Below are 25532 nucleotides of genomic sequence, written 5' to 3'. Positions count from 1 at the left end.
TTTCTCTTACCAGAGAGTAGCAAAACCCGCTTCCTGCCTATCGGCATGAAAACGGGTTTTGCTACTTTTTGAGGTATGGCTTCCAAAGAAAGGCCTTTCTTTTATGCCACTAAGCCACTTCTTTTTTATCAAAAACGGGCCAAATTACTCGTTCGAGAAAGATGTCGTTACCTTATTCCTACCGTTCCGCTTACTTACATACAACAGTTCATCTGCTCTTTTAACCAGTGTTTCATCCGTATCGTTTAGTTCAGCCAGCGTAGCCCCAACCGATATGGTAACTCTAATGTCTTCAAGTCCCAGGTGAAATACTGACTGCTCAGTCATTGCGCGAACTCGCTCTGCAACTTTAACAAGTTCTTCTTTTACATGAGTATTTACAATTACAAAAAACTCCTCCCCTCCCCAACGAAAAGCAATTCCCCTATTACCGACACTGTTTTGAATCGTTTTGGCCACCATCTCAAGAATCTTATCGCCGGTGTCATGACCATATTGGTCATTAACACGCTTAAAATGGTCAATATCAGCAAATAGCACACCAAAGAACGGCCTACCCACTTTATTCATTTCATTCATTTTAGCTGATAATTCAATGTCAACACAACGCTTGTTTCCCAACCCTGTCAAAGAATCAATCAAAGAAAGTTCCTTAAATTGAGCTAATTGTTCTAGTAAATGTGACTTTCTAGAATTATCGCTAAATACCTCCACAGCTCCAATTATTTCATTCTGTTCATTACGAACCGGCGAAATTCGAACTAAAATAGGAATCCGATGTCCATTCTTATGCAGAAGATACAATTCTTCTTCTCTTGGGAAACCGTCTTTTAGCGTCTTAGCTAACGGACACAATTCTCCACGACAAAGTAAGCATCCCTCGCAATTAGTATGTTTGAGTATATTGTTATAACAATAGCAACCTACAACGTCTTTACTGGAATATCCCGTTAAACTTTCGGCGCTTGTATTCCAATAGATTATTTTTCTATCCTTATTGACAAAATACACACCATCATAAAGATAATCTAACAGTATCTTATAAAAAGAAAGTTCCATTCCGCTCACCTCTCTTTTTAATTTAATAAATTATGTTAATTCGTTATATGTTCCAGTTGAGCTCTGTTTTTAGACTTTTTTCATAAACATCTTTCTCTCTGATATATTATGTTATCTCACTGTTATTTGTTACATAATAACTATTGGGGAGAAAACAAAAGCAAGCCCTGTTCCCAAGGAACAGGGCTTGCCTGTATCGTCTTCCTTTTACTTATTATCTTGAAACCAATTTCCAAATTTGTGTTAACAAAAGCAGGTTTTACCACCCATAAACCTTATACTTTGAATTGGGCTATTACTGATCTGAGCTCTTCAGACATTTTAGCCAAAGCTTCACTAGAGGCGGCTATCTCTTCCATCGATGCAGACTGTTCTTCAGTGGAGGCCGAAACCGTCTGCGTAAATCCTGCTGTTTCTCTGCTTATTCTATCGATTTCCTTTATTGAAGAAACAATTTGCTCACTGCCGCCTGCCACCTGCTGAATCGCAGCAGAGATGTCATTCACTTGCTCAGATACCTGTTCAATCAAGTTCAATATTTCCCCAAAAGCCTTGCCTGCTTTATGAACTACTTCTGTACCGCGCTTAACTTCTGTCGTACCTTCAGACATCACCGCAACTGCCTGTTCAGTATCATTTTGTATTTCACCAATAAGTAATGCGATGTGTTTTGCCGCTTCCTGAGACTGCTCGGCAAGCTTACGAACTTCTTCGGCTACTACCGCAAACCCTCTCCCCTGTTCACCGGCACGGGCTGCCTCAATAGCGGCATTTAACGCCAGGAGATTTGTTTGGCCGGCAATGCCGGCGATTGTATCAACAATCTGACCGATCTCTTTGGAACGATCGCCGAGTTTAGCAACTACCTCGGCCGAACTTACTACTGTTTTTTCAATATTCGCCATTTGTTGGGTAGTATCTTCTATTGCCTTACCACCACTTTCGGCAGCAAGAGCAGTCTTTTCCGCAGTTGCAGCAACATTGCCGGAATGCGAGGCTACCTGTTGTATACTAGCAGACATTTTTTCAACAGCAACAGTGGTAACATCTACTGCTTGAAGCTGAGAAGAACTTCCTGCGGCCACTTCCGTTATAGATTCGGCTACCTGATTGACAGCTAGCGACGATTGTTCCGCACTTGCCGTAAGTTCCTCCGAAGATGCTGCAACTTGCTCTGCCGAAGTAGAGATTTGTCGAACCATGCCCCGCAGTTTTTCCGCCATAATATCGAAATGCAGCGCCATCGTCTCTAACTCATCTTTGTCTTCGCTACCACGTGTCTTGACCGTACCCGTAGCAACCACCTTGGAAGTTAAGTCACCCTCAGCTATCTTCTTAATAGCTTCATTCAGTCTTATAATTGGTTTCGTCAAACGTTTTGAAACCAGAATACCAAACCCACAAGTGGCAATAAGAATTAATCCTATTGTAATAAGTGAGGACCTAGTAAACGGCGTTAGTTTTACTAAAATTTCATCTTCCGGCACATTAATTCCTAAACTCCAGTGATTTCCAGGTATAGGAGCATAGGCAACATATCTCTTAATGCCGCTTTCCTCATAATTACTAATTCCATTTTCCGCGTTTATCATTTTATTCGTTATATTTTTCAACTCATTATTTGCATTCGGATCTGTTAGGACATTTGTCTGCATTACTTGTTCCTTATCCGGATGAATGATTGTTAATCCTTTTTCCTGGATTACATAAGCGTAACCACTTTGTGCAACCTTAATTTCATTTATTCGCTTAGTCAGTGTGTCAACCGTAACCGTTCCGCCTAATACACCCACAATCTGGTTATTTTTTCGGATTGGTGCAACTACAGATACTACCATATTACCATCTACTTTTGAAATAACAGGATCTGTGGTTGTTACCTCACCAGTAGAAATAACCTGTTTAAAGTATTCGCGGTCAGCAATGTTCGTTCTATCACCTGTTGTATGGATAGCTTGCCCTTTGGCATCCACAATCCAAAAACGTGAATAGATAGGATTACGTTTGACTTCTTCTCTTAAATAAGCGAGAGTCGCTTCGGTATTGCCGCTAACAACACTTTGATTAGTGGCCAATATCGAAACCTCAGCTTCGCGAGTTGCTATCCACATGCCAACTTCCCTTGCATAGGCATCTGCTCGATGGGTAATATCCTCCTCGGCATCTGACACCAGAATTCCTTTTGCATTATAAAAGTTACAGAGCCCTAAAATGCTTAACGTAATTAATAATCCAACCACTAAAACAGCAGTAACTTTTACCTGAATACTTTTTCCAATCCACTTAGACAAATTCATGCATTAATTCCTCCGTTCTGTGCTTGTTATCGTGTTCAGTTTTTCAAGCTAAGCATGTCTATTCAAACCCTATCAAAAAATAAAAAGAGCACCCGCCTAAGCAAGGTGCTACTATTTACAATTGACTAGCAACCTGGCAATCATAGACCAATTGTCCTTAGACCCATAGCTTTGCGCCCCAACTTTTCAGATGGTTTGCCAAATATCCATTTATTACTTTATTTTATACCATATGACAAATTTCGTCAATTAATAAAGTTATTTCCATTAATAAAGTTATAATGACAGCGCTATCCGTTTCCGTCTGAATTTCCGAAATCAGACTGGCAATATGTTTAGCAGCCTCTTGTAACTGCTCAGCCAGTTTACGAACTTCCTCTGCGAACAATAGTTAAAGACGGCACCACCTTTACGATGATGCCGTCTTTTTAATAGATTTACTTTGTCTTGCTCCTACAATACCCTTTACAACTTAAACCTAGCAACAATCATTTGTAATTCTCCAGCTAGTTTAGCTAATTCCCTGCTAGATTCGGTAACTTCCTCCATTTGCGCGAACTGCTCTTGGGTAGCGGCTGAAACATTCTGCGCTTGGCCGGCTGTGTCTTTAGTGATACTATCAATTTCATGGATTGAGCCTACAATTTGATCGCTTCCGCTAAGCATATCCTTGGCAGCTGCAGAAATTCCCCTGATCTGCTTCGAAACTTCATGAAATGCCTCGAAAACTTCAATAAAGGTTTTTCCGGCTCCAATTACGGCTTCAGTTCCACCCCTTACTTCCCCTGTCCCTTCTTTCATAGCTACTACGGCTTTATCTGTATTCTGCTGTATTTCATTAATAAGAGCACCTATTTGTTTTGCCGCTTCCTGAGACTGCTCGGCCAATTTGCGCACTTCCTCGGCTACTACCGCGAATCCTCTGCCCGCTTCCCCAGCGCGTGCGGCTTCGATAGCGGCATTTAATGCAAGTAAATTCGTCTGACCGGCAATTCCGTCAATGGCATCAACAATCTGGCCGATTTCTTTGGAGCGATCACCTAGCTTAATTACCACTTCCGAAGATCGGTTTACCGTATTCTCGATATGCTTCATCTGTTTGATCGCTTTTTCTAACATTTTGTTGCCTTGCTGCGCAGCTTCAGCTGACTCAGTCGAAGTTCCGGCGACAGTGTTCATGCTGGCTACAATTTGCTGAATACCTGCTGCCATCTGGCCAACTACCGTTGTTGTATCATTCACAGCCTTCAACTGCTTTTCAGTACCTTCCGCCACGTTACTGATAGAATTTGCTACCTGATTTACGGCTTGGGTCGACTGCTCAGCACTTGCGGTAAGTTCTTCGGAAGATGCAGCCAGCTGCTCACTGGTATTTGTAACCCGTTTTACTATTTCACGAATATTCCCCAAGAATTGATTAACATAATTTCCAAGCTCACCGATCTCGTCAGAACTATCAACCCTAATTTTCCGGGACAAATCTCCCCCTTTTTCCGACAGCTCTCGCAATTCATTAGTTAATTTATTAATTGGCCGAACAATTCGATTGGCCATCAGTAAGGAAACGATTACTAAAATCGAAATGGTTACAAGTATCCCACCATAAAAAAGATACCGGATATGGTTTAGCTTCGCTTGGTTAATTAACTCATATGTTGGTGTGAATACCGCTATAGACCAGTCATAGAGACCAACAGGAACAATGGATACACGGTAATTGGTCTCATTTACTTTGACCTCCACATTATCTCGCTTGCCGGTCTGCATCAGTTCACCCAGTCTCCGTAACTGCGGGTTTTCATCTTTAACCAGAATTCTATTCCATAAATCTTCTTTTACGGGCGAAGCTATAATCCGACCTTCCTGTCCATCGGCCCCTTTGCCCATAATAATAATATAGCCGTTTTGTCCGATTTTACTTTCGGCTAAAATACTTGATACGTACTCCATTGTTAGGAATCCGGCAAGAGTGCCTTTATATTGGCCGGCCTCCATAACCGGCACAGCCATGGGAAATACTTTGCGGCCTGTCGATTTCGAAATATTAGGCATACAAATCAAAGACTTACCATTCTTAGCCCCTTCGTAATAGTCCCGGCCTTTCAAACTAGCTGGTGGCACGGAATGTACCCCCATAGAGTGCACTATCTCAGCACCATTTATATCCGTAATAAGAATATGCGAATATACTGGAGCATCCTGTTTGGTTGAGGTCTTTACAATGTCCGCCAAATATTTGTCGGCCTGGGTTGGGTTCATCATCCTAACAATTTCGGTATTGGCTACTTGCTCTAGTATTCGTTTTTCATCTTCTAGCCTGTCCTTTATTCCACGGGCGATAACTTCTGTTTGCTGCCTGTGAGCTACAATCATCTCGTCTTCCAGGTTTTTTATAGTAGAACTGAGGAATAAGTACCCACCTGCCAACAATGTGACAGCTGTCAATCCAGCCATCGCCAATAGCAGCTTACTTTTAATTTTCATGTTCCCCTCCAGATAAATTATCCGCAGCAATTCTAACAATATTCTATATACCGACTACACTTTCCCCGATTATATAAACCCTTTCAAAAACAAGCTTTTCTACATACGTCTGGTGACACCGATAAGTCAGTTCGTGGATTTATTGAATTCTGAGTCTCTGCTACTTTGCCGAGGGTGTCGTGGAGCGGTTACTATTTGATTTTTCCCCATACAGTAAAGTGAGGCTATTTTTCCCGTAAAAATAGCCTCACTTCAGCAATAAATCCCTAGTCAAGCAAGCTTAAAACTCCTCTTCCCAACTAATAAAGGGATTAGGCATATCTACCATAGCATTGACCATGAGTTCCACTAACCCACTGTAAGTAATATTATATTTCTCCTTAAAGCCATAATGCTCCATGAGTCCGTCCCGAGCCGCACCTTTGCAATTGGAACAAGGAGCGCAATAATACTTAGGGATCGAAGGATCAAGGCAATCATGGAAAGCCGCCAATACCTGCCTGGCTTTTATTCGGCAGGCAACACTATTCCGCCATTCAGGAAAATTATGGGTGTTGGTAATCGCAAAGCCACTACCACCGCCACAGCAGTAATTATCCACGCCAGCGTTAGGCATCTCTCTGAATTGTCCGGGGGCTACAATATGCCGCAGAATATTGCGCTGCGGTGATACAATCCCCATGAGCCGAACAAGGTTACAGGGATCATGCAAAGTAACCGGAAAATTATTCTTAGCGGGATCAAATTTTATAATCCCCTGCGTGACGAAGGATTCCAACAACGGCAAACAAGATTCACGAGGAATAGCCAAGTCGCCGACACATAGCCGGTCAGCAATGGTTACCAAGGCTTTTGTGGCATGGCCGCATTCTCCTACAACAATCTTCTTCACGCCTAAGCGTTTGGCTGCCTGTATCTGGGCTATCGCAATCCTGGCAAATTGTATATCATCATACCATACGCCATAATTTACCCCTTCATAGCCCATAGCTTCACTGGACAATGTCCAATTCAGCCCCGCTGCTTCAAATAATATCGCAAAGGCAGCCGGATTTTCCGGCCAGGCCATATACTCACCGGCATTATGAATCAGTAATATATCAGCCCCAGGTTTATCAATGGGAATGGTAATCCTTCTGCCAGTCTTCTCTTCAATTATATCCTCAATGAATTCAATATTATCGCGAAATGCAGCCGGTGTCATACCTGTGGAAGAGCCTGTTTGCAAATGTTTTACCGACCCTGATTTATGTACACCCTCCGGGGCAATCCCCATCTCTTGACTGAACAGTTTGCGCAGTTCCCGGGTAAGCAGAGCGTTATCCACCCCGATTGGGCAAACAGAGGCACAACGCCGGCAAATCGTACAACGATAGGCCAGTTCCGCTAAATGATAAACTACCCGCCAGTTAAGTTCCAAATCAGCGCCTGACCATTTTCCCAACAGCTTGCCGGCCGGCGTAAAATAACGGTGATAAATCCTCCGTAAAGCCTCCGGGCGGTAATTGGGCCGATAAATATCCTGACGGCCTGTTTCCGTATAAATGGGACACGCATCATTACAGGTATTACACTGCATGCAGTATTCTGTACTTAAAGTCGTAGGCTGTAAAAATCCCCAATTGTTTTCTTTCGTAAATAGCTTTTCTAACCCTTTTAAGAAAGAGTTAACAATGTTCGCCTCTTCTTCCGGGGTTTTAGGGATAGGCAAACTGAGTGCGGAGAACCCATCCAGGGAAAAGTCATATTTCTCCTTGGTTTCCGCTTTAATCGGTCTATAGTTTTCACTATCACATCCTGGTAGCGGTTGCAAATCTTCTGCAGTAAGAGGGCATAACACGGCATCATCCAGTCCTAAATCCTTAATGCGAATTCTTTTTTTCATCCTGATTCCCTCCTTCTGCCGCCTTGTTGCCGACAGCTTGGTCAACCCAAGAACTACCGGACGAAATATGATTAGCCGCCCAGTGTAGCTGATATTGCAAATAGGAGTTAACACCTTGTTCTAATTGACTCCCAGGCTTCATGGCTTCATCATCCCACATAATAGTATGGTAAAAGAAATATTTAGCGGCAAAATGCATCATTCTGCTAAAGGGCAAATAACAAAGAAATATGCCAAAGACCGCCATCTCCAAAACAATTGGCCAGGAGCTCACACCAGCCCCACTAAAGGTTAGCAAGGCCTTAGTCTGCAGTCGAATCACTTCAAAATAAGGATCTATGGTAACCCAGGCAAAAAGACCAGATCCAAACACCAACAGCATTAAATAAAGATTAATAAAAGTCACGAAATCCGCTATATAACGCAACTCGTCATCCGTATAGCGCAGCCAAATAAGAATTACTGTTCCTAAAAAACCTCCACAAAAGCCTATTACACCTACGATAATTGTCATCTGTCTAATAAGCCAGCCGAGTCCAGCCGTAGCTGTACCAACTGCTATGCCGCTAAGTTCCATGCCAGCGCCAACGACTAGCAGTGCCAGCCAGAAGGCCCCTAGATAAATTCCGACATGAAGCGGCCAAGACCCCCACCACAATCTACGGTTATTAACAAAAGCCTTTTTGATAAACAACATTTCCTGGCCCAGGTATTTTCCTTCCTCCACTTTGCAAAAAACCGGAACTTTGTTATGAAAATCAAGATATTGATATTTTGATCCTCCGCCCCCCAGATGAGGTATAGGATATAGATCCCAGCGCAGATGCCGCGGCATCTGTTGATAGCTTCGTACTTTATAGATAGTACCCACGAAAAATACGGCCATAGCGATATAAATAAATGCATTAGTAAAAAAGTAATTTAGCAAGTTAACCCACACCTCCCAGATTTGCATCCTACCTGTTACAGCATACCCCAACCCCTGGTATACTCCAACAGCACCTGAAACTCCCGGTCTTTAAAGCCGGCCGCCAACATACAGCGTTTAATTTCCTGTGCTTCTACATCATTGGAATAGGCATATACCGCCTTTTTTTCTCGGCACAGCAGGAATCCTTTATTCGCTAAGAATTCCATTAGGGCGGCCACACGCTCAGCCCGCTGTGCCATTTTGCATCCTAATAACCGTATACTATCCGGTGTAATGTCGACATCGGTACGCAATGCAGCAAACTCATCAGGATCAATCTCTAACGAAAGGCTAACCCGCGTTACATAGGTTACAATAGGAGTTTCTTCCTCTTTACGACACATAGCTTCACCCTCTGTTGACAGCTTAGATATGATACAGGCCGGAATTTTTATTTCCGGCCGCACCAATGATCTTTTTTACGGTATTACCGGCAGCTCTATTTTACTCCCAGCCAGTAATCAACAAATATTACATTAGAGAGCCAATATCCCAGAGGAACATTGATAAGAACTCCTATGGTAAATGCCGCTAGCGGTTTCCAGCCGGCAGCCGCTAAATCGCGGAATCTTGTAGTAAATCCAATACTTAAGAAAGTCCAGGTAAAAGTCCAGCCACGCAGATTCTTAATGATGGCTAACGCATCTTTGGAATAACCTGCACCCGTTTTAGCGTCTAACGCCGTAATAACTAGTGTTGTAAAAATAGAGGCTACAAAAAATCCGATTACGAATTTTGGGAAACGCCGCCAAACCTCGCCGTAGTCAATCCGTTCCGATTGATTGATAGTTTTCTTTTCCCATAAGGTAACTGATAAAATAGCAGCCAACAGTGCCCACAGACCGACAAACATATCACGCCCAACCACTTTCATAAGTGTGAATGTTTTTACCGCCCGATCATCACCGGCCGGTAAATTAGCCAGGGCATTATATTGCTCGGCTGCAGCAAATCCGGCCGCATCTGCAAATTCTGAAGTTCCAATCCAGGCACCTGCTGGTCCGGCCTCCATTCCGATATGCTTGGCAACAATCGGCAATGTTGCTATCATAATAACCGCCCAGACAACTACCAAGGAAATGGCCATAGAAACATGCTCTTTCTCTGCCCGGCAAGCCCCACCTACCGCAATTGAACCTGATACGCCGCAGACCGAACCGCCTGCCCCTAAAGTAGCAGCAAAGCGGGGATCTAGTTTAAACAATCTGGTAGCTGCAAAATAAATCGAGAAAAAAGTCACTGAAGCCACAATCGTCGCCTGCAGCATAGCCATAGGACCGGCTTTTAAAATAATAGTAAATGGCAAAGTAGCACCCATTAATACAATACCGGTTTTTACATAAAACTCAGTGCGTAACCCCTCGCGAAACCATTCCGGCAGATTAATCAGATTACCAACGACCATACCTATAACCAATGCTAACAAGGGCGTTTCCAGCTGAAGAGCCTTCATGAAGGAGTTAGACCCAAAAATAGTAACGATAATTGATAATATGTATAGAACCGTAAAGCTCGCCATAAACTTCTTCACTTTATAACCCATAATGTTAGCTGAAATTGTAAATGCAACCAGAAAGAAGCCGAATAGTACAAAGATACCTGCAGGATTCTTGCTCATTGCACTTGTTACTTTACCAAAATCAGTCGACCATCCTGGAATATTAACCGACAGTGTTTTGAAGAAATCGAAACCACCATACAAATAGGTAAGCGTGATAGTAACCGTAAGTAACAGGGCGATAATCATGGCCCAAGTATCTTCCCTTTTCATAAAGGGTAGACTTGCTTGTGCTTTTGGAGCTTTAGGCACACTATGCTGTGGTACTGTATTCATCGTAAATCCCCCCACCATTCTAGAAATAACACATAAAAGGTTAAATTTTAAAATGTTGTTTTAATACTCCAAATATACAGTGAATTAAGCATAAAGATATGCGCAGGAGGGTTTTAAAGCTCCCGCGCTACCCTTAGTATTGATCACACACAACCAGTTGGTTTAGGCAGTCCGGCCAATTTACAAGCACCTTTCGCCGGACCGGTGGGAAACAGTTCGTAAATTTCCTTCAAGGAAAATCCTGTTTCTTTACAAAGTTTCCGCACCATAGGCGCAATGCCGTACTGTTTAAAATAATCCCGCAAATAGTTGATCACTTTCCAGTGTTGTTCTGTCAATTCGCTAACATCTTCCTGCTGAGCAAAATATGCTACTAAATCTTCAGCCCAGTCTGCCGGATCCACTAAAAATCCGTCCTCGTCGAGTTCAACCTCTTTGCCGTTAATATTCATGCCTATCATTCTCCTATCTAATTATTTTTCAGCTAATCTCAAGGCTTTTCCCACCAAATCCATTACCCCGCCCATGGATAAATTATCAATGCCATAGTGTTTCATTACTGGCGGAATTTGTGCTTTGCAGATAGAACAAGGCATAGCCAGATAGTCTAAATTTCCTAACGCAGCAATCTGTTCTGCTTTCTTTTTGCCGAGCTGCATGCGAATTTCCATCATTTCATCCATCAAAATTCCCGAGCCGCCGCCACAACAAAAGTTATCTTCCTTGTTCGGAGTCATTTCTACAAATTCTGTTACGCAAGCCCGTAAAATAGCCCGTGGTTGTTCTATAATACCGCCAGCCCGGGCATAATTGCATGGATCATGGAGTGTAACCCGCATGGGCAGCTTTTGCAATGGTAATTTATCTAAATGCTCAGCGCAATAATCTAAAATATGCCGTATCTCAAAAGAAACCGGGCCGCTGCTGCCTTCTGTATACATTTTTGCCGCTCGCCAGCCATGACCACATTCGCCTTGAATAACCAGTTTCGCTCCCACCGCGGCAGCAGCTGCTTTCAACCGCTCATTATGTTCGCGCATGACATTTAGATTAAATAATAAGCCAAAGTTTGCCGCTTCCAATATCTCTGTTGAAATAGTCCAATTGACACCCAACTGATAAAACAATTTCGCTGCACCGATCATGGTGTCAATATTGGTAAAGAAATCTGCAGATGATGGGATATATAATATATCTGAATTTGGCTTGTCGATAGGTATCTTAATATCCAGCCCGGTTTCTTGCTGCATTTCCTCTTCCATGAACTCAGCGCAATCTACGATGGCCGGGTTAGGAATCCCCATGTTATTACCGGTCTTGGCCATATTTCCGGCAATACCTTGCATAAATTTAGGCATAATACCGATCTCAGATAAAATGTGCCGTGCGGCAATAGTAACCTCAGCAGTATCAATGCCAACCGGACAAAATCGCGCACACCGCCGGCACTCATTGCACTGATAAAAATAGGTCAACCATTTACTCAATGTCTCTGCATCAAAATCCTCGGCGCCGGCAAATCTGCCGAAGAGGCGGCCGGCCCAAGTAAAGTAACGTTTATAAATCCGCCGCATGAGTTCGGCACGGGCTGCGGGAACGTTGTAATAATCGTTAGTTCCTAGATAGCTATGACATTGCTTTGCACAATTGCCGCACTTCGTACAGTTTTCCAGCATCGTCGACAGCGAACGCAGGGAAGCTTGCAGCTCTGCCATTTTACTTAAAACAGCGGCTTGGCGCTCCTCTTCTGCCACTTGCGTAAAGCCGAGATCTGCTATATCTTTTTCTTTTGCAATATGCATAGGAGGTTTCACTGGGCGTTCCCCCCTTTCCATAAGCGTGCGCTTGGCAACAAATTTGGATTATTAGCCTTATGGGGTGTAGGATACACAGGCGGTGGCGCTGCAAGTATGCTTTGATTAACCATTGACCCAACAAAATGTACTAACTTAGAAAACGGGAAATACATCAATAGTACATTTACCAAAAAGAAATGGCTAACAAAAATCCACTGGTGAGGTATAGGTATGGGATGAAAGGAGAGAATTCCACCCAGATATGCCCGTATTGCCAATAAGTCCACATCTAAAGAAGTCATTCGCATATGCAGCCCGCTGACTACAATGGCGAGAATCAGCAACAAATCAAAATAATCTGCCGGATCGCTCAGCCTCTTGACTTCGGGAATGGCTGTGCGTCTGTACAGCAATACAATAAGCGCTGCAAGCAGTATCACACCAGAACTAGTGCCCATCAAAGCGGAGAGTGCCAGACTTTGTTCGGCTGTAAAGCCTAACTCCGTAAACTGTAGGCCAACAGAAGAAATCCCCACAATATGGCCGCCAAGCACCATCGCCAAGGTTACGTGCATAAGCCAAGCCCACAGCCATAATCCTCGATCGCTGCGCCAAATGCTTGGAAATAGTAACAGTTCCCCACATATCCGTCGAACACGATCACTTGAAGTTATCGGTGCAGGAAGCAGCGTTAAGGGAAAGGGAAGCGGCGCTTTAAGCCATGTCCCAACTCGCCAAATCATACCTAATATAAAAATGCCGGCTGCAATATACGGGAATACCTGCCCAATAAAAAACAGCATAATCAAACCTCCCGCCGGTTTTTATACAGACGAGGATGATATTCTATAAAAAATCACCCTCGCCTAGTATTTTTAGAATTTGAATTGTGTAGTGGATCTAAAGGTATTTTTCGCATGAGCAAAGTCATCAATATGTTTGTCTGTAAATGGCAAATCAGTCAGTTTGAAGAACTTCTCCCAACCAATCCGGCCAATCCATTCACCCATTCGTTCACCATCTCTAGCATTGCCAGCCCAAACTTCTACCAGATGTTTAACGGCGTCAGTAACTTCCGGCCACCGCGGCGGATTATTCGAAATAAACGGAATGGCTAAACGGGAGAACATTGGGCCAGTGCGCGCATTAGCAACCTTGCCGCCTACCCAGATAGATACGCCATCATTAACTGGATCCATGATCTTAATGGCCGGGCAAACTACGGTACAGTTACCGCACATCATACATTTGTCAGGATTAATCGTGACGCTTTTTGTTTTAGGATTCGGACGTATAGCACCAGTTGGGCAAGAAGCTACCGTGTTAGGGATCTCACAAATTTTACTAGCTAATTCATCATTAACAACAGGAACAGAACGATGGATACCAACAATACTAATATCTGAGCAGTGGCAAGCACCGCACATATTTACACAGCAGGCCACCGCAATGCGTAGCTTTGCTGGCACCTGTATTTTTCCGGTAAAATAATCTGCCATTTCATCCATGATGCTTTTAGTAATCCCTGATGCATCAGTAACAGCACTCTTACAATGAATCCAGCCCTGGGTATGAACCACATTACTAACGGAAAGACCAACCCCACCAATTAAATAGTCTTTCGCATCCAGATGATCAATCAAAGGCTGCAGCTGACTCTCATCTGATACTAAAAATTCCACATTGTTACGGGTTGTAAAACGCAGGAACCCTCCGCAGAACTTCTCCGCAATATCACTGATTTCGCGAATAAATTCACTGCTGACCAAGCGCGGGGAAGCGACACGCACAGAATGCAGTACAGCACCAGTATGGCTGACATGTTTTAGCACGCCAGGGCGAGGAACAGTATGGTATTTCCAGTTTCCATAATTTTCTTTGATAATTGGCGGAATTAGTTCACGAAAATCGGGCGGTCCAAAATCTGTTCTAGCCATTTTTTCCAACCTCCTCGGCACTCCAAGATATGTAAGGATTACTGCGTGGTGCATTTACCATTTGCGGCAATGGTTTGAGGCCAACCGCTGCTAAGAAATTTGCTAGTCCCATCCGCTCTATCAATTCGCTGATCCGTTCGCGGTTTTTTGCATGATCGGCCCACCAATCAATGATTTTATCAACAAGATCTTTGAATTCAGTATATGGTGCTTCCATTTTAATGAATGGAACTAGTACCCAGCCAATCATCGCACCTTTTACCACAGGTGCTTTACCACCAACTAGTAAGGTTGCTCCTCTTTCTGAACCAATGCTGATAGCCTTCGGCATCACATTGATACAGTGCATACAACGGGTACACTCTTCTCCGCAAACATTAAGTTCTTGTTTTTCTTGATCCCATTCCAATGCTTCTGTCGGACATTTTCTAATTAACTTTTCAATGTTAAAGCCATTAGCTATATATTCCCTTACTGCTGCATTGTCAATTTTTAAGGTATCACGCCAGGTACCAATTACCGCTAAATCGGAACGAGCAGAAGCAGCACAACAGTCATTTGCACAAGCTGAAATTTTTATTTTAAACTTATAAGGCCATGATGGACGATGCATTTCGTTTTGGTAGTACATAGTAAGATCGTGCATGATACCCGTACTATCAATACAAGCTTTCTCACAACGAGCTTGACCAACGCAGCTGCTCAGGGTACGCATTGCTCCACCGGAACCACCTAAATCAAAGCCAATTTCACTTAGTTCATCTACACAAGGCTGAAGATTCTCTGTCGTTGTACCCAGCAAAATAGCATCGCCAGTCGAACCATGCATATTATATAAGCCGCTACCATATTTATCCCAAACGTCAGCAAATTCACGCAGCTTATCTGCAGTATAGAAAAATCCCGCAGGTTGATTAACCCGAATAGTATGAAACTCTTTAACATCTGGAAATTCTTCCGGTATATCGCAGTAACGGCCAACAACACCGCCGCCATACCCTTTTACCCCAACAATCCCGCCATGTTTCCAATGACCACGCTTTTCTTCATACGACTTTTCTAACATCTGCAGCAAAGCAGCCGCTCCCGGATTGGTTTTTGCCGCCTTTTTAATCTCTGTTACAAAACTGGGCCACGCCCCTGCTTCTAATCCCTCAAGAAGTGGAGTCTTTTTTTCGTCCATAATGTTCACCTCCGTATTTTTATAACTCTTGAACTTTAATCGCACTTGTCGGGCAAATCATCTCACAGCTTTGACAACCAAGGCATTCGTCGCCGACTACGTAGGCTTTATTGTCGTTCATTTCCAAAATTTTGGCAGGACAGGCTGCTGTGCATTCTGTACAACCTACGCAAGCGTCTTGGTCTACGGTTACAATAAACATACGTCCCCTCCATCCTCATCATTTTTTTAAGCACCTTGGGCACCAGTCACCCTTGGCCGGAATCGCCCATAGGTTACAGCGTTAGCAGCATATAAGTTCAAACTTTAACATTAGTATAAGCCTTCTCTTTTGCTTCTGTACAATTAATACTTCTAATTATTAGCATCGTAATTTTTAATACTACTTACTTTCTAAAAATAAAAAGAGCATATTTCATGCTCTTAAAAACCAATCTGCCTAGAGGGTAGCAAAGATTATTAATTTGTTGCTTTTTCTATAAAATAGGAAATAAACTTTTCTACTGCGCAGGTTTGAAATCTATCTTTACAATAAATCATGGTAAATGTTCTCTCAATTCCCCCCTCTTCTAAGGGAATAACACTCAATTCACAGTGTTTAATAGCATTTTGTATAGCTAACCGGGAAATTGCCGCAATGCCCATCTCCCGCTTAACCGCTTCCATTACTGCCTGCGTACTCCCCATTTCTGCACAAATATTTAACTTTTTCGGGTCTAGTCCCCTGGAAATAAGAAATTCTTCAAAAATCCGCCTTGTCCCTGAATCTTTTTCCCGCATAATCCAGCGTGCATTCATTAACTCCGCCAAGGACATAGGTTTTATTGCCATCTTAGAATCTATGGGTGCAATAACCACTAATTGATCGCCGGCAAATTGCCTGTCGACCAGCATATCCATTTGCTCATAATGCCCTTCAATGAAACCTAAGCTAACGCTTCCCCCGATTACCATAGAAGTTATTTGTTCTGTATTGGCAACCTCCATAGAGATTAACACCAGCGGATGCATCCGGGAAAATGAGCCTAAAATCTCCGGCATATAATACTCGCCAACTGTCATACTGCAGCCAATTTGCAGTTGCCCCGTGATATCTGCTTTTAGAGCTTGCATAGTCTTATTGGTCTTCTGATAAAGCCGCTCCAATTCAAGGGCATACGGATAAAGAGCAGACCCTGCCTGTGTTACTTTTATTTTGTGATACATCCGGTCGAAGAGCTTCATGCCATAATGGCTTTCCAAACACTGAATTTGTTGACTAACCGACGATTGAGTCATGTGTAGTTCTTGTGCTGCTAAGGAGAATCCCCCTTTTTCTACGACTGTTTTAAAGATTTTTAATTGCGTATCTAACATAAAACACCACCCGTCCTCTAGCCCTCCTATTCAGAATTAAGCAATTTTTTAAAGTCCGTAGGCATCACTATAGTTAGTTACTGAATTACTCCAAATTTTATATCATTGCATAGTTGGATAAATTCGTTCAATACCGGCGTAATATATTTCTGCTTGTGATAGACAATATGAAACTGTCGCTTGAAGTACATCCCTTCAATCTCAACAATAGCCAATTCATTCCTATTAACTTCTTTTTGAACAGTCAACCTTGACATGACGGAAATTCCCAAACCAGCGGCGACAGTGTGCTTGATGGCCTCTGCATTATTATAAACTCCGGCAACTTCCCAATTAATTCCATGGCTAGCCATGACTGACTCAAACAATTCACGGGTTCCGCTCCCTTCCTCCCGCACAATAAACGGCATATTGTTAAGTTCAGACAGCTCAACCGTGCCCTTCTTTGCCAAAGGATGGGAAGTATCACTCACTAATACGAGCTCGTCACTCATAAATGGTACACACACTATTTCCGGCGAATGAATCTTTCCTTCAATTATCCCTATATCTAACTGGTCTACTAGCAGCATTTCTTCAATTATCTTTGTGTTACTAACCAATGAAATAACTTTCACTTTCGGCTTGCCTGTGTTAAATGCGAGAATGATTCCAGGTAACATGCAGGTGCCAACAGTAACGCTAGCTCCAATTTGGATGGTACTATTATGATGAATTTCTCGCATTGCCGCTTCGGCCTCTTTATTTAAATTCACAATATACCTGGCATAAGTAAGTAATTTTTCACCGGCCAGGGTAATAAATAATTTTCGCCCCAGTCTTTCAAATAATCTAATATTATAATACTTTTCAAGTTCTCCAATGGCTTGACTAACCGATGGCTGCGCAATGTGAAGTTTTTTCGCGGCTGCCGTCATATTGCCTTCATCACAAACACATAAAAAGATCATCAAATGTCTCAACGTCATAATCTCACTCTTTCGGTAGCATCGTATCCCCATTTGGTTTGGTTTGTATTAATTGAGACCTTTTAAAAGCCGGTTGGTTGTCATTTATTCTTCACAAACATAAGGCCAGGAAAAAATACCACCTTCCAAGACCTTAACGTCTTTGAACCCTACTCCTTCCAAAATACCCGCTGCTTCATACCCGCGCAAACTTATTTTGCAAAACGCTACTATTTCATCGTCCTTATTAAGTTCACTCATTCGCTTGCGCAGTTCCGCTAAGGGAATAAACTTCATATCTTCCTGTCCTGGCAATCTTATCTTTTTACACTCCTCAGGAGTGCGCACATCGAGAAAAACGGTGTTACCATTTTCCATCTTCTCAGCAGCCTCAATACTGGAAATTCCTTTAAAACGCCCTGCTAACTTATTCATAACTGCACTGGCTGCCACTGCTACATTATCAATCGGGGAATTGTACGGAGGGGCATAAGATAAATCAATGTCAAATAAATCATCAATAGTACCGCCAAATACCAAAGCCGTCGCTACAGCATCAACCCGTTTCGATACATCGCCTTCCCCTACGGCTTGCATCCCTAGCACCTTACGTGTTTTGGCGTCCACAATAAGCTTTACACTCATCAGCTTTGCGTCAGGCATATAATGTGGTTTATCATATCCGGCAGTTACAACGGTAATATACTCATACCCTAAGCGTTTCGCATCGGTTTCATTAATACCCGTTTTACCAACATTAATATCTAATACTTTGACGACCACCGTGTTTAAAACACCGCGAAACTTGGCTGCTCCCCCGCATAGGTTCTCCCCGATAATTCTTCCATGCTTATTGGCCGTGGAACCCATGGGTGCAAAAACCTTTTCTCGGGTCAGCATGTTCACATTCTCTACGCAATCACCACCGGCATATATATCCGGGTCATTAGTCCTAAGGTATTCATCCACCAAAATTCCACCAGTGGTGCCGATAGCCAAACCGGCGGAGCGCGCAAGTTCAACATTGGGGCGTGCGCCCATCGCCAAAATCACAAGATCTGCGGGGATGCTGCGCTGCTCCGTTTCCACAGCCGTAACCATGGGCTCTCCGGAAAATCCTTTCACTTTCTCTCCAGTTAATATGGTTATGCCGCTTTCCTGAACATGCTTTGCCGCGAGCCTTGCAAATTCCTGATCAAGGAACGCCGGAAAAATTTGATCTTTCATCTCAATAATGGTAACGTCCAATTCCCATTGCTTAAGGGCTTCTGCCATTTCCATGCCCACAAGCCCGGCACCAATAATGACAGCCTTGTTGAATCGCTGGCCCTCCAGGCCTTGTCTTATTGCTTTCGCATCATTGGGATGCCAGAGTTGATAGATATTAGCAAGTTCAATTCCCGGCAAATCTGGTTTTATAGGAAAAGCGCCAGTAGCAATAACAAGTTTGTCGTAGAGTAAGAAAGATTCTTTACCGTCTTCAAGATTCTTGACGGTAACTTTCTTTCCTTTTCTATCAATGTTAGTAGCTAAAGTATTGGCCAATACTTCGATGTTTTTTACATTTTTAAAAAAATCTCGATTTCTGATAGCACCTGCCGATGTTTTCATGAGATCTGTGATACTATCCACGTCACCTGCTATGTAATAAGGCATGCCGCAGGCACCGTATGAAATCATATCGCCTTTCTCCACTACTGTAATAATCGCGTTTGGGTCGCATCGTCTAGCCTTGGCTGCAGCCTTCAAACCGGCTGCCACTCCACCAATAATAAGAATTTTTTGCATTACTTAATCTCCTTCTTATTTTTGCTTTCTAAACGAATCATCTTTATTTATGTAAATTTCTATATTTAGAGAAATTAGGAAATATTTATACTATTATCAATATTATAGAGCTATCACAAATTTAATTGAAATCAAGAATGATAATAGCACTATAAGAATTTTTTATATAACAAAAAAATGCTGAATGGAGATGTTCTCTCCATTCAGCATTTAAGCATTAAATTCGTATTTTCCGCAAAATCCCATGAACTTTTCAATAAATTCTACATTTGCATTTTTCAAGTAAATGAAATTAAATTCCCTTAAAATCTTTCCTTCGGTAAGCGGTACTTCCTTCAGACAGTGATTTATCAATAAATTTTTTACGGCTTCCCTAGAAACTACGGTTATACCAATTCCTGACTGAACGAGGGAAATGATGGCCGTTATATCTCCAATTTCCATGTAGGGCACTAAACTTTGCGGATTGTAACCCTGCTGTACCAAATAATTTTCAAAAATTTTTCGTGTACCTGAACCTCTTTCTCGACATATTAGCTTTTCACTTAGCATTTCCTCAATGGTTACTGAATTTTTTGTGGCAAACTCATGCTGGGGTGAGACGACAAGAACAAGCTCATCATCTTTAAACTTTTCAGCGATAGCTATACTTTTTTTGTCAAAAGGTCCCTCAATAACCCCTATATCAATTTCGCCGCGATACATCTTTTCAATGATAATTTCTGTATTTTCAACCTGTAATATAATCTCAATGTTCTTGTTACATATTTTGTAACTGCCGATGATTGACGGAAGTACATATCCGCCTATGGTCAAAGTTGCTCCTACACTGTATCTTTTAACTATATTTGCCTCGTTATTAACATGTGCTTTAGCCAACTTACTTAGTCTGACCATTTCTATAGCATATTTATAAAGAATACTGCCTGCTGCCGTAAGTTCCATAACATTATTATTCTTTTCTATTAACTTTACATTATAATACTCTTCCAGCATCTTAATTTGATTTGAAATCGCCGGCTGTGTCATATTTAAAAGATTTGCAGCCCGGGAATAATTTTTTACGCTGGCAACCTTTATAAAGGTTTCTAACTTTACATCTATCATCCCTGCCATCATCCTTTTAGCTAATTTTCCCTTAAATTTTTGTATCTACATGACAATCATATTCATCTATTTCCATTTCTAATGGAACATTTTGCTCTTCAACAAATACTCTACACCGAATTGCATACGCTTTTTCCCGCTCATTTGCGTCTGTCGTAATCACAGTCTTAAGGTTCATCCGTATTTCTCCTCTCCTATATAACCGTAATTTTTAATCTTACTGCCTCTGTCATTTTTTGCTCTTCTTGTCTGGGAATTTATCCACCTTAAAACTATTATAGTACTCTTGGGATCGAATTTTCAGTATTTAGTTTGCATTTTTCTGCAACTCAGTAAAATATACTGCATTTAACACCCAGATTTTCGCATTTGGGTCAAATTGCGTCGCTAGTTATTAGTATCAAATTTATGATGATGACTAAGGAGGTGACAGGAGATGCCCCTTGTAACCAACATTAAATGTTGCAAAGGCTGTAGTATTTGTGCAACTGTATCGCCGGCGGTCAGTGTAACTGCGCTGTCCGGACTACGCTATTTTCGTGACAAAATATAAATATATCCTATTACTCCTTCGACAGAAGTAGCAGAAACACTTGCTAAAAGATTTCCACAAGTCAGAGGCGGGGACTAGACCTGTTTTGGTAACGGCCAAAGCAGGTAGTAAAATAAAAAGGGGATGGGAAAATGCAAAGCGAATCATTTTTCAAACGCTATGGCTTAGTGCTTGGCCTCATCTGTCTGCTAGGAATTATGGCCATACCCACACCGGAAGGATTACCAACTGCCGGTCACAGAATGCTTGCAATTTTGGTGTTTTCCGTTATTGTCTGGATGACTGACTCAATTTCCTATCCGGTAAGCGCAGCTGTTATTGTAGGATTAATAGCCGTGTTGCTGGGCACAGTCCCGGACGTAGCCAATCCCAAGGTTATTGCCGGAACCAGCAAAGCACTAACGATGGCCTTAAACGGTTTTAGCAACACAGCATTTGCCCTGGTAGCCGGGGCCTTATTCCTGGCAGCCGCTATGACACAAACCGGACTTGATAAACGGATCGCTTTATTTGTATTGTCCAAGATCGGTGCAAAAACCAATCGCGTATTGATGGGAGTTATTACGGTCGGTTTTATTCTTAGCTTTTTCGTTCCCAGCACTACTGCCCGGGTTTCTTGCATGGTTCCAATTGTTATGGGTATCATAACCGCTTTTGGTGTTAACAAAAAAAGCAGCTTTGCTGCCGTAATGATGATTGCAACAGCACAAGCCGACAGTCTTTGGAATGTGGGTATCAAGACGGCAGCAGCCCAAAACATGATTGCTGTCGGTTTTATCAAATCCCAGTTAGGAGTGGATATTTCCTGGATTGACTGGTTTACTGCTGCAGCACCGTTTTCAGCAATTATGTCGGTAATACTGTATTATGTTCTTATTAAACTTATGCCGCCTGAAACCAATGAAATTCCCGGCGGCAGTGAAACAGTAAAACGCCTCCTTAAGGAAATGGGCCCCATGTCGATCGCCGAAAAAAAATTACTTTGCATATCTACCACTTTGTTATTCCTGTGGGCTACAGAGCAAGTTCTTCATTCCTATGATACCTCAACAACTACCATCGTAGCCATCGCCCTCCTGCTGCTGCCGGGTATTGGCGTTATGAGTTGGAAAGATGCCCAACCCAAGATCAACTGGGGTACAATCGTCTTATTTGGCGTCGGCATCAGCCTTGGATCTGCCCTGCTCTCCACCAAAGCAGCCGCCTGGTTAGCTAAAATCATTGTGAGCGCTTTTGGTATCCAGACAATGCCGGCCTTACTCATTCTGGCCGTTCTGACAACCTTCCTGATTATCATCCACCTTGGTTTTGCCAGCGCTACCGCTCTGGCCGCAGCAATGATTCCTATCGTTATCTCCATTCTGCAAAGCGTTAAAACTCCCGGTATTAACATTGTCGGATTAACTATGATTCTTCAGTATGTTGTCAGCTTCGGCTTTATTTTACCGGTTAATGCACCTCAGAATATGATAGCCTATGGGACTGAAACATTCGAAGTAAAAGACTTTATCAAAACAGGTATCCCGTTAACCATTATTGCCTATTTGTTAATCATTTTACTGGGCGCAACCTACTGGAAATGGATCGGTTTGGTTTAACTAAACATAGCCCGTTTAATCTATAAAAAAAACTGCCTGTATAGTCGTACAGGCAGTTTTTTTTCATTTTAATCCCATTAACATTTTTAGATCTTTTACTTTATTTCTGCTCACCGGAATTTCCTCATTTTTAGAATCATCCATGCGAAGCTGATATGAACCGTGAAACCAGGGGATGATCTCCAGCACCTTGTCCAAGTTTACTAAATATTGTCGGTGAACCCTGTAAAAATTAGGTTCGGTTAATATTCTCTCTATCTCCTGCATAGTCAGAGTGGCAACATATTCGCCGGTTTTTGTGCGGACAAAAACATCTTTTTGACAGACATATATAAAAACAATTTCTTGTTTATTAATCGGAATAATTCTGCCATTTTTCAAGATGCAAATTTTGGTAATACTGGCCTTTTCTAGCAGGCTTGTCCGCTGAACTATGGCACGAATTTTTTCCAGCGCTTTAACCAAGCTTCTCTGGGTAACCGGTTTTGTAATATATCCTACCGCAGACGTATCAAACGCCTCAAGCGCATGTTCCGGGAATGCCGTGATAAAAACCACTAATGGCGGCCGGTGCAGTTGGGATAATTTCTGAGCCAATTCCAGCCCGGATATCCCAGGCATCTGAATATCCAAAAAAACCAAATCACATACAGTCTGGCTGATATGAGCCAGCGCATCAAAGGCATTTGAAAATTTGGCGGTAACCTCGATATCAGCTTCCCGTTTCAAGAGGTATTCTATTTCATCACAAATAAGCTCTTCATCGTCAACAATTATGGCTTTCATTTTCATAGCTTTCCACCTCTCTTGTACAAGGTATCCGTACGGTTGCCTTAGTACCGCTATCAGGCTGACTTTCAAGGATCAGACCGTATTGGTCTCCATATATTCCTTTTAGCCGTTGATGAACGTTTTGTACACCTATCCCTTCGGTATCGGCGGAAAATAGCTGCTGTAATTTAGCCGGTTCAATGCCAACCCCGTTGTCAATAACCGAAATCCAAACATCATCATCTTCCCGGAATGCTTTAATGATAAGTTTCCCTTCTGTCAATTTGGGAAAAAGGCCGTGCTGAATCGCATTCTCCACCAGAGCTTGTACAGATAAAACGGGAATACGGGTTTTCAAAACAGCTTCTTCTATTTCCATGTCTACCGTTAAACGTGCTCCGAAACGCGATTTGGCAATCTCCAGATAAGAGCTTACCTTTTCCAATTCTTCCTCAATGGTTACAAAATCACCACGTTTGGCAAAACTATATTTTAGGATTATCGACAGATGTTCCAGCAAATCCCGGGCTGTGTCCGGGCTGGTTCGGCAAAGCGACATGATAATGCTTAGGGTATTAAACAAAAAGTGCGGATTAATCTGGGCGCGCAGCGCTTTCAATTCGGCTTTTTCCCGCATTTTTTTCTGAGCATCAATCTCTGCCAGTTCAATTTGAACCGACAACAGCTCGGCAATACCACGGGCAAGCTGAATATCCATTTCGTTAACTTCACCTGGCTGCATCCGCGATAGTTTTATCGTGCCAACTACAACCCCAGAGGCGATCAGCGGAGCTCCAACCCCGGAACGCAAGGGACATTCCGGAACCGGACAGCCTCGTTCCTCGTGAGAATGAATGATAGCCAAAGTGCCTTCGGCAATTGACCGCTTGGTTGACTCAGTCAGAATAGGTTCACCCATCCGGTGATGATCCGACCCCTTGCCGACAAAAGCCAAAACCTTTTCCCTATCCGTAATGGAAACTGCGTCAGCTTTGGTTAATTCATAGATGATATTGGCCGTTTCAGTGGCCGACCGGATAGTTAGACCTTGCCTGAGAAAAGGGAGGGTTTTGCTGGCAATTCTTAATGCCAGCTCGGCGGCTTTCGCGCTATGAGCCTCCTGCTGGCTCTGAATATCTTTAATAATAAACATAAAAGCAACTGTTCCGGCCACTGAGACAAGGGTTGTAGGTATAGCAATAATCTTCTCCATGGCCCAGGCGGTTTCAAAAGGTTTGGCAAATACCAGCACCATTACTTTTTGGACAAATTCCGCTGTCAAGGCAATAGCTCCAGCCGTTTTCCAATTCATATTGTTAAGTCCGATTTTCTGGCGCATTATGCCGGCAAACAAACCTCCCAAAACGCTGGCTATGCCGCAGGTTTCCGCAGTAAATCCTCCTACTAAATACCGGTGTAAACCACTTATCGCCCCAACGCTGAAACCAACTATCGGACCTCCCATAATACCACTCATTAGAGTACCTATTAGCCGTGTATTGGCTAAAGCGCCCTCAATCGGAATTCCGTTATAGGTTCCCAGAATGGATAATGTCGAAAAAATTACAGTTAAAATAAACCAATGCCGCATATTCATGGGATGGTTTACACAACCGGCAATAAATCTGCTTCGTCCGAGCAGATAAGCAACAAGCGCAATTAATGCCATATCTCCCAATAAGTTCAAAACGATATCAAACTTCAAAAAATCCACAAGATTCCTCCATAAAAATTCATCTTCGTAGACTATCTTAGAATTAATTGCATAAAACGACTGCTATCTCTTGATAGAATAACGTAAAATTGCCAAAAACTCAATTTTTAAAATTTTTCCTGTATTCCTGCGCTTAACTTATCAAAGGCAGAATTTTTTTCAAAATATCCGTTTTTACCCTGTAAAAGTAAAAAACTTCCGGTCTTGCCTGCTGGCTAAACCGGAGACTTGCTTAATAACTTTGAATAGGAGT

Annotated in this window: 22 protein-coding genes and 1 riboswitch; of the genes, 1 reads left to right on the top strand and 21 read right to left on the bottom strand. The window is 42.5% G+C overall.

Going from position 1 to position 25532, the window contains the following annotated elements:
• Positions 1 to 144: 144 nt before the first annotated feature.
• The 19 genes from SRRS_RS06915 to SRRS_RS06825 form a co-directional block, all read right to left on the bottom strand.
• Complete coding sequence (locus tag SRRS_RS06915; protein WP_371367450.1) at positions 145 to 1059, bottom strand: diguanylate cyclase; 915 nt, start codon at positions 1057 to 1059, stop codon at positions 145 to 147.
• A gap of 275 nt (positions 1060 to 1334) precedes the next feature.
• Complete coding sequence (locus SRRS_RS06910; RefSeq protein ID WP_371367448.1) at positions 1335 to 3356, bottom strand: methyl-accepting chemotaxis protein; 2022 nt, start codon at positions 3354 to 3356, stop codon at positions 1335 to 1337.
• Positions 3357 to 3480: 124 nt separating this feature from the next.
• A riboswitch (cyclic di-GMP riboswitch) is annotated at positions 3481 to 3566 on the bottom strand.
• 13 nt (positions 3567 to 3579) lie between these two features.
• Positions 3580 to 3744: a hypothetical protein gene (locus tag SRRS_RS06905; protein WP_371367446.1), complete on the bottom strand. Its 165-nt coding sequence runs from the start codon at positions 3742 to 3744 to the stop codon at positions 3580 to 3582.
• Between the two features lie 77 nt (positions 3745 to 3821).
• The gene (locus tag SRRS_RS06900) at positions 3822 to 5840 is read right to left on the bottom strand and encodes a methyl-accepting chemotaxis protein (protein ID WP_371367444.1); all 2019 of its coding nucleotides are present in this window, start codon (positions 5838 to 5840) and stop codon (positions 3822 to 3824) included.
• Between the two features lie 280 nt (positions 5841 to 6120).
• Complete coding sequence (locus SRRS_RS06895; protein ID WP_371367442.1) at positions 6121 to 7725, bottom strand: (Fe-S)-binding protein; 1605 nt, start codon at positions 7723 to 7725, stop codon at positions 6121 to 6123.
• Complete coding sequence (locus tag SRRS_RS06890; protein WP_371367440.1) at positions 7703 to 8653, bottom strand: respiratory nitrate reductase subunit gamma; 951 nt, start codon at positions 8651 to 8653, stop codon at positions 7703 to 7705. The genes SRRS_RS06895 and SRRS_RS06890 overlap by 23 nt, the downstream gene beginning before the upstream one ends.
• A gap of 35 nt (positions 8654 to 8688) precedes the next feature.
• Positions 8689 to 9039 carry a hypothetical protein gene (locus SRRS_RS06885; RefSeq protein ID WP_371367438.1) on the bottom strand — a complete coding sequence of 117 codons (351 nt, stop codon included), beginning with the start codon at positions 9037 to 9039 and terminating at the stop codon, positions 8689 to 8691.
• A gap of 95 nt (positions 9040 to 9134) precedes the next feature.
• On the bottom strand, positions 9135 to 10529 hold the full coding sequence (locus SRRS_RS06880) for a YeiH family protein (RefSeq protein ID WP_371367436.1): 1395 nt from the start codon (positions 10527 to 10529) through the stop codon (positions 9135 to 9137).
• A 143-nt stretch (positions 10530 to 10672) separates the two neighbouring features.
• On the bottom strand, positions 10673 to 10981 hold the full coding sequence (locus SRRS_RS06875) for a TusE/DsrC/DsvC family sulfur relay protein (RefSeq protein ID WP_371367434.1): 309 nt from the start codon (positions 10979 to 10981) through the stop codon (positions 10673 to 10675).
• A gap of 21 nt (positions 10982 to 11002) precedes the next feature.
• Positions 11003 to 12343 carry a sulfate reduction electron transfer complex DsrMKJOP subunit DsrK gene (dsrK, locus tag SRRS_RS06870; RefSeq protein WP_371367432.1) on the bottom strand — a complete coding sequence of 447 codons (1341 nt, stop codon included), beginning with the start codon at positions 12341 to 12343 and terminating at the stop codon, positions 11003 to 11005.
• Positions 12340 to 13128, bottom strand: coding sequence for a respiratory nitrate reductase subunit gamma (locus tag SRRS_RS06865; protein ID WP_371367430.1), 789 nt, complete (start codon positions 13126 to 13128; stop codon positions 12340 to 12342). The genes dsrK and SRRS_RS06865 overlap by 4 nt, the downstream gene beginning before the upstream one ends.
• Before the next feature lie 72 nt (positions 13129 to 13200).
• A complete protein-coding gene (dsrB, locus tag SRRS_RS06860; protein ID WP_371367428.1) occupies positions 13201 to 14262 on the bottom strand; it encodes a dissimilatory-type sulfite reductase subunit beta in 1062 nt (353 codons plus the stop codon).
• Positions 14255 to 15445, bottom strand: a complete 1191-nt coding sequence (dsrA, locus tag SRRS_RS06855; RefSeq protein ID WP_371367426.1) for a dissimilatory-type sulfite reductase subunit alpha — start codon at positions 15443 to 15445, stop codon at positions 14255 to 14257. The genes dsrB and dsrA overlap by 8 nt, the downstream gene beginning before the upstream one ends.
• A 19-nt stretch (positions 15446 to 15464) precedes the next feature.
• A complete protein-coding gene (locus SRRS_RS06850) occupies positions 15465 to 15647 on the bottom strand; it encodes an indolepyruvate ferredoxin oxidoreductase subunit alpha (RefSeq protein ID WP_371367424.1) in 183 nt (60 codons plus the stop codon).
• A gap of 257 nt (positions 15648 to 15904) precedes the next feature.
• On the bottom strand, positions 15905 to 16801 hold the full coding sequence (locus tag SRRS_RS06845) for a LysR family transcriptional regulator (RefSeq protein ID WP_371367423.1): 897 nt from the start codon (positions 16799 to 16801) through the stop codon (positions 15905 to 15907).
• Positions 16802 to 16878: 77 nt separating this feature from the next.
• The gene (locus tag SRRS_RS06840) at positions 16879 to 17769 is read right to left on the bottom strand and encodes a LysR family transcriptional regulator (protein ID WP_371367421.1); all 891 of its coding nucleotides are present in this window, start codon (positions 17767 to 17769) and stop codon (positions 16879 to 16881) included.
• Between the two features lie 84 nt (positions 17770 to 17853).
• Complete coding sequence (locus tag SRRS_RS06835; protein WP_371367419.1) at positions 17854 to 19536, bottom strand: FAD-dependent oxidoreductase; 1683 nt, start codon at positions 19534 to 19536, stop codon at positions 17854 to 17856.
• A gap of 210 nt (positions 19537 to 19746) precedes the next feature.
• Positions 19747 to 20643: a LysR family transcriptional regulator gene (locus SRRS_RS06830; RefSeq protein ID WP_371367417.1), complete on the bottom strand. Its 897-nt coding sequence runs from the start codon at positions 20641 to 20643 to the stop codon at positions 19747 to 19749.
• 31 nt (positions 20644 to 20674) lie between these two features.
• Positions 20675 to 20821 carry a hypothetical protein gene (locus SRRS_RS06825; RefSeq protein WP_371367415.1) on the bottom strand — a complete coding sequence of 49 codons (147 nt, stop codon included), beginning with the start codon at positions 20819 to 20821 and terminating at the stop codon, positions 20675 to 20677.
• Between the two features lie 506 nt (positions 20822 to 21327).
• Here SRRS_RS06825 and SRRS_RS06820 point away from each other — a divergent pair.
• On the top strand, positions 21328 to 22794 hold the full coding sequence (locus SRRS_RS06820) for a DASS family sodium-coupled anion symporter (protein WP_371367413.1): 1467 nt from the start codon (positions 21328 to 21330) through the stop codon (positions 22792 to 22794).
• A gap of 63 nt (positions 22795 to 22857) precedes the next feature.
• Here SRRS_RS06820 and SRRS_RS06815 read toward each other — a convergent pair whose 3' ends face one another.
• Entirely contained in the window at positions 22858 to 23586 is a 729-nt protein-coding gene (locus SRRS_RS06815; protein ID WP_371367411.1) for a LytR/AlgR family response regulator transcription factor, read from the bottom strand.
• On the bottom strand, positions 23561 to 25279 hold the full coding sequence (locus SRRS_RS06810) for a LytS/YhcK type 5TM receptor domain-containing protein (RefSeq protein ID WP_371367409.1): 1719 nt from the start codon (positions 25277 to 25279) through the stop codon (positions 23561 to 23563). The genes SRRS_RS06815 and SRRS_RS06810 overlap by 26 nt, the downstream gene beginning before the upstream one ends.
• Positions 25280 to 25532 lie beyond the last annotated feature (253 nt).

Origin of the sequence: Sporomusa rhizae (assembly GCF_041428845.1) — a bacterium.
Classification (GTDB): Bacteria; Bacillota; Negativicutes; order Sporomusales; family Sporomusaceae; genus Sporomusa; species Sporomusa rhizae.
Note: the sequence above shows the minus strand (reverse complement) of the source record. Positions and strands in the feature narration are given on the sequence as shown.

What these genes read in the sequence shown, in the direction of transcription:
- SRRS_RS06915 (WP_371367450.1), bottom strand. Translation starts at nt 1,059, where the DNA reads ATGGAACTTTCTTTTTATAAGATACTGTTAGATTATCTTTATGATGGT.
- SRRS_RS06910 (WP_371367448.1), bottom strand. Translation starts at nt 3,356, where the DNA reads ATGAATTTGTCTAAGTGGATTGGAAAAAGTATTCAGGTAAAAGTTACT.
- SRRS_RS06900 (WP_371367444.1), bottom strand. Translation starts at nt 5,840, where the DNA reads ATGAAAATTAAAAGTAAGCTGCTATTGGCGATGGCTGGATTGACAGCT.
- SRRS_RS06895 (WP_371367442.1), bottom strand. Translation starts at nt 7,725, where the DNA reads ATGAAAAAAAGAATTCGCATTAAGGATTTAGGACTGGATGATGCCGTG.
- SRRS_RS06885 (WP_371367438.1), bottom strand. Translation starts at nt 9,039, where the DNA reads ATGTGTCGTAAAGAGGAAGAAACTCCTATTGTAACCTATGTAACGCGG.
- SRRS_RS06880 (WP_371367436.1), bottom strand. Translation starts at nt 10,529, where the DNA reads ATGAATACAGTACCACAGCATAGTGTGCCTAAAGCTCCAAAAGCACAA.
- SRRS_RS06875 (WP_371367434.1), bottom strand. Translation starts at nt 10,981, where the DNA reads ATGAATATTAACGGCAAAGAGGTTGAACTCGACGAGGACGGATTTTTA.
- SRRS_RS06865 (WP_371367430.1), bottom strand. Translation starts at nt 13,128, where the DNA reads ATGCTGTTTTTTATTGGGCAGGTATTCCCGTATATTGCAGCCGGCATT.
- dsrB (WP_371367428.1), bottom strand. Translation starts at nt 14,262, where the DNA reads ATGGCTAGAACAGATTTTGGACCGCCCGATTTTCGTGAACTAATTCCG.
- dsrA (WP_371367426.1), bottom strand. Translation starts at nt 15,445, where the DNA reads ATGGACGAAAAAAAGACTCCACTTCTTGAGGGATTAGAAGCAGGGGCG.
- SRRS_RS06850 (WP_371367424.1), bottom strand. Translation starts at nt 15,647, where the DNA reads ATGTTTATTGTAACCGTAGACCAAGACGCTTGCGTAGGTTGTACAGAA.
- SRRS_RS06845 (WP_371367423.1), bottom strand. Translation starts at nt 16,801, where the DNA reads ATGTTAGATACGCAATTAAAAATCTTTAAAACAGTCGTAGAAAAAGGG.
- SRRS_RS06840 (WP_371367421.1), bottom strand. Translation starts at nt 17,769, where the DNA reads ATGACGTTGAGACATTTGATGATCTTTTTATGTGTTTGTGATGAAGGC.
- SRRS_RS06835 (WP_371367419.1), bottom strand. Translation starts at nt 19,536, where the DNA reads ATGCAAAAAATTCTTATTATTGGTGGAGTGGCAGCCGGTTTGAAGGCT.
- SRRS_RS06830 (WP_371367417.1), bottom strand. Translation starts at nt 20,643, where the DNA reads ATGATAGATGTAAAGTTAGAAACCTTTATAAAGGTTGCCAGCGTAAAA.
- SRRS_RS06825 (WP_371367415.1), bottom strand. Translation starts at nt 20,821, where the DNA reads ATGAACCTTAAGACTGTGATTACGACAGACGCAAATGAGCGGGAAAAA.
- SRRS_RS06820 (WP_371367413.1), top strand. Translation starts at nt 21,328, where the DNA reads ATGCAAAGCGAATCATTTTTCAAACGCTATGGCTTAGTGCTTGGCCTC.
- SRRS_RS06815 (WP_371367411.1), bottom strand. Translation starts at nt 23,586, where the DNA reads ATGAAAATGAAAGCCATAATTGTTGACGATGAAGAGCTTATTTGTGAT.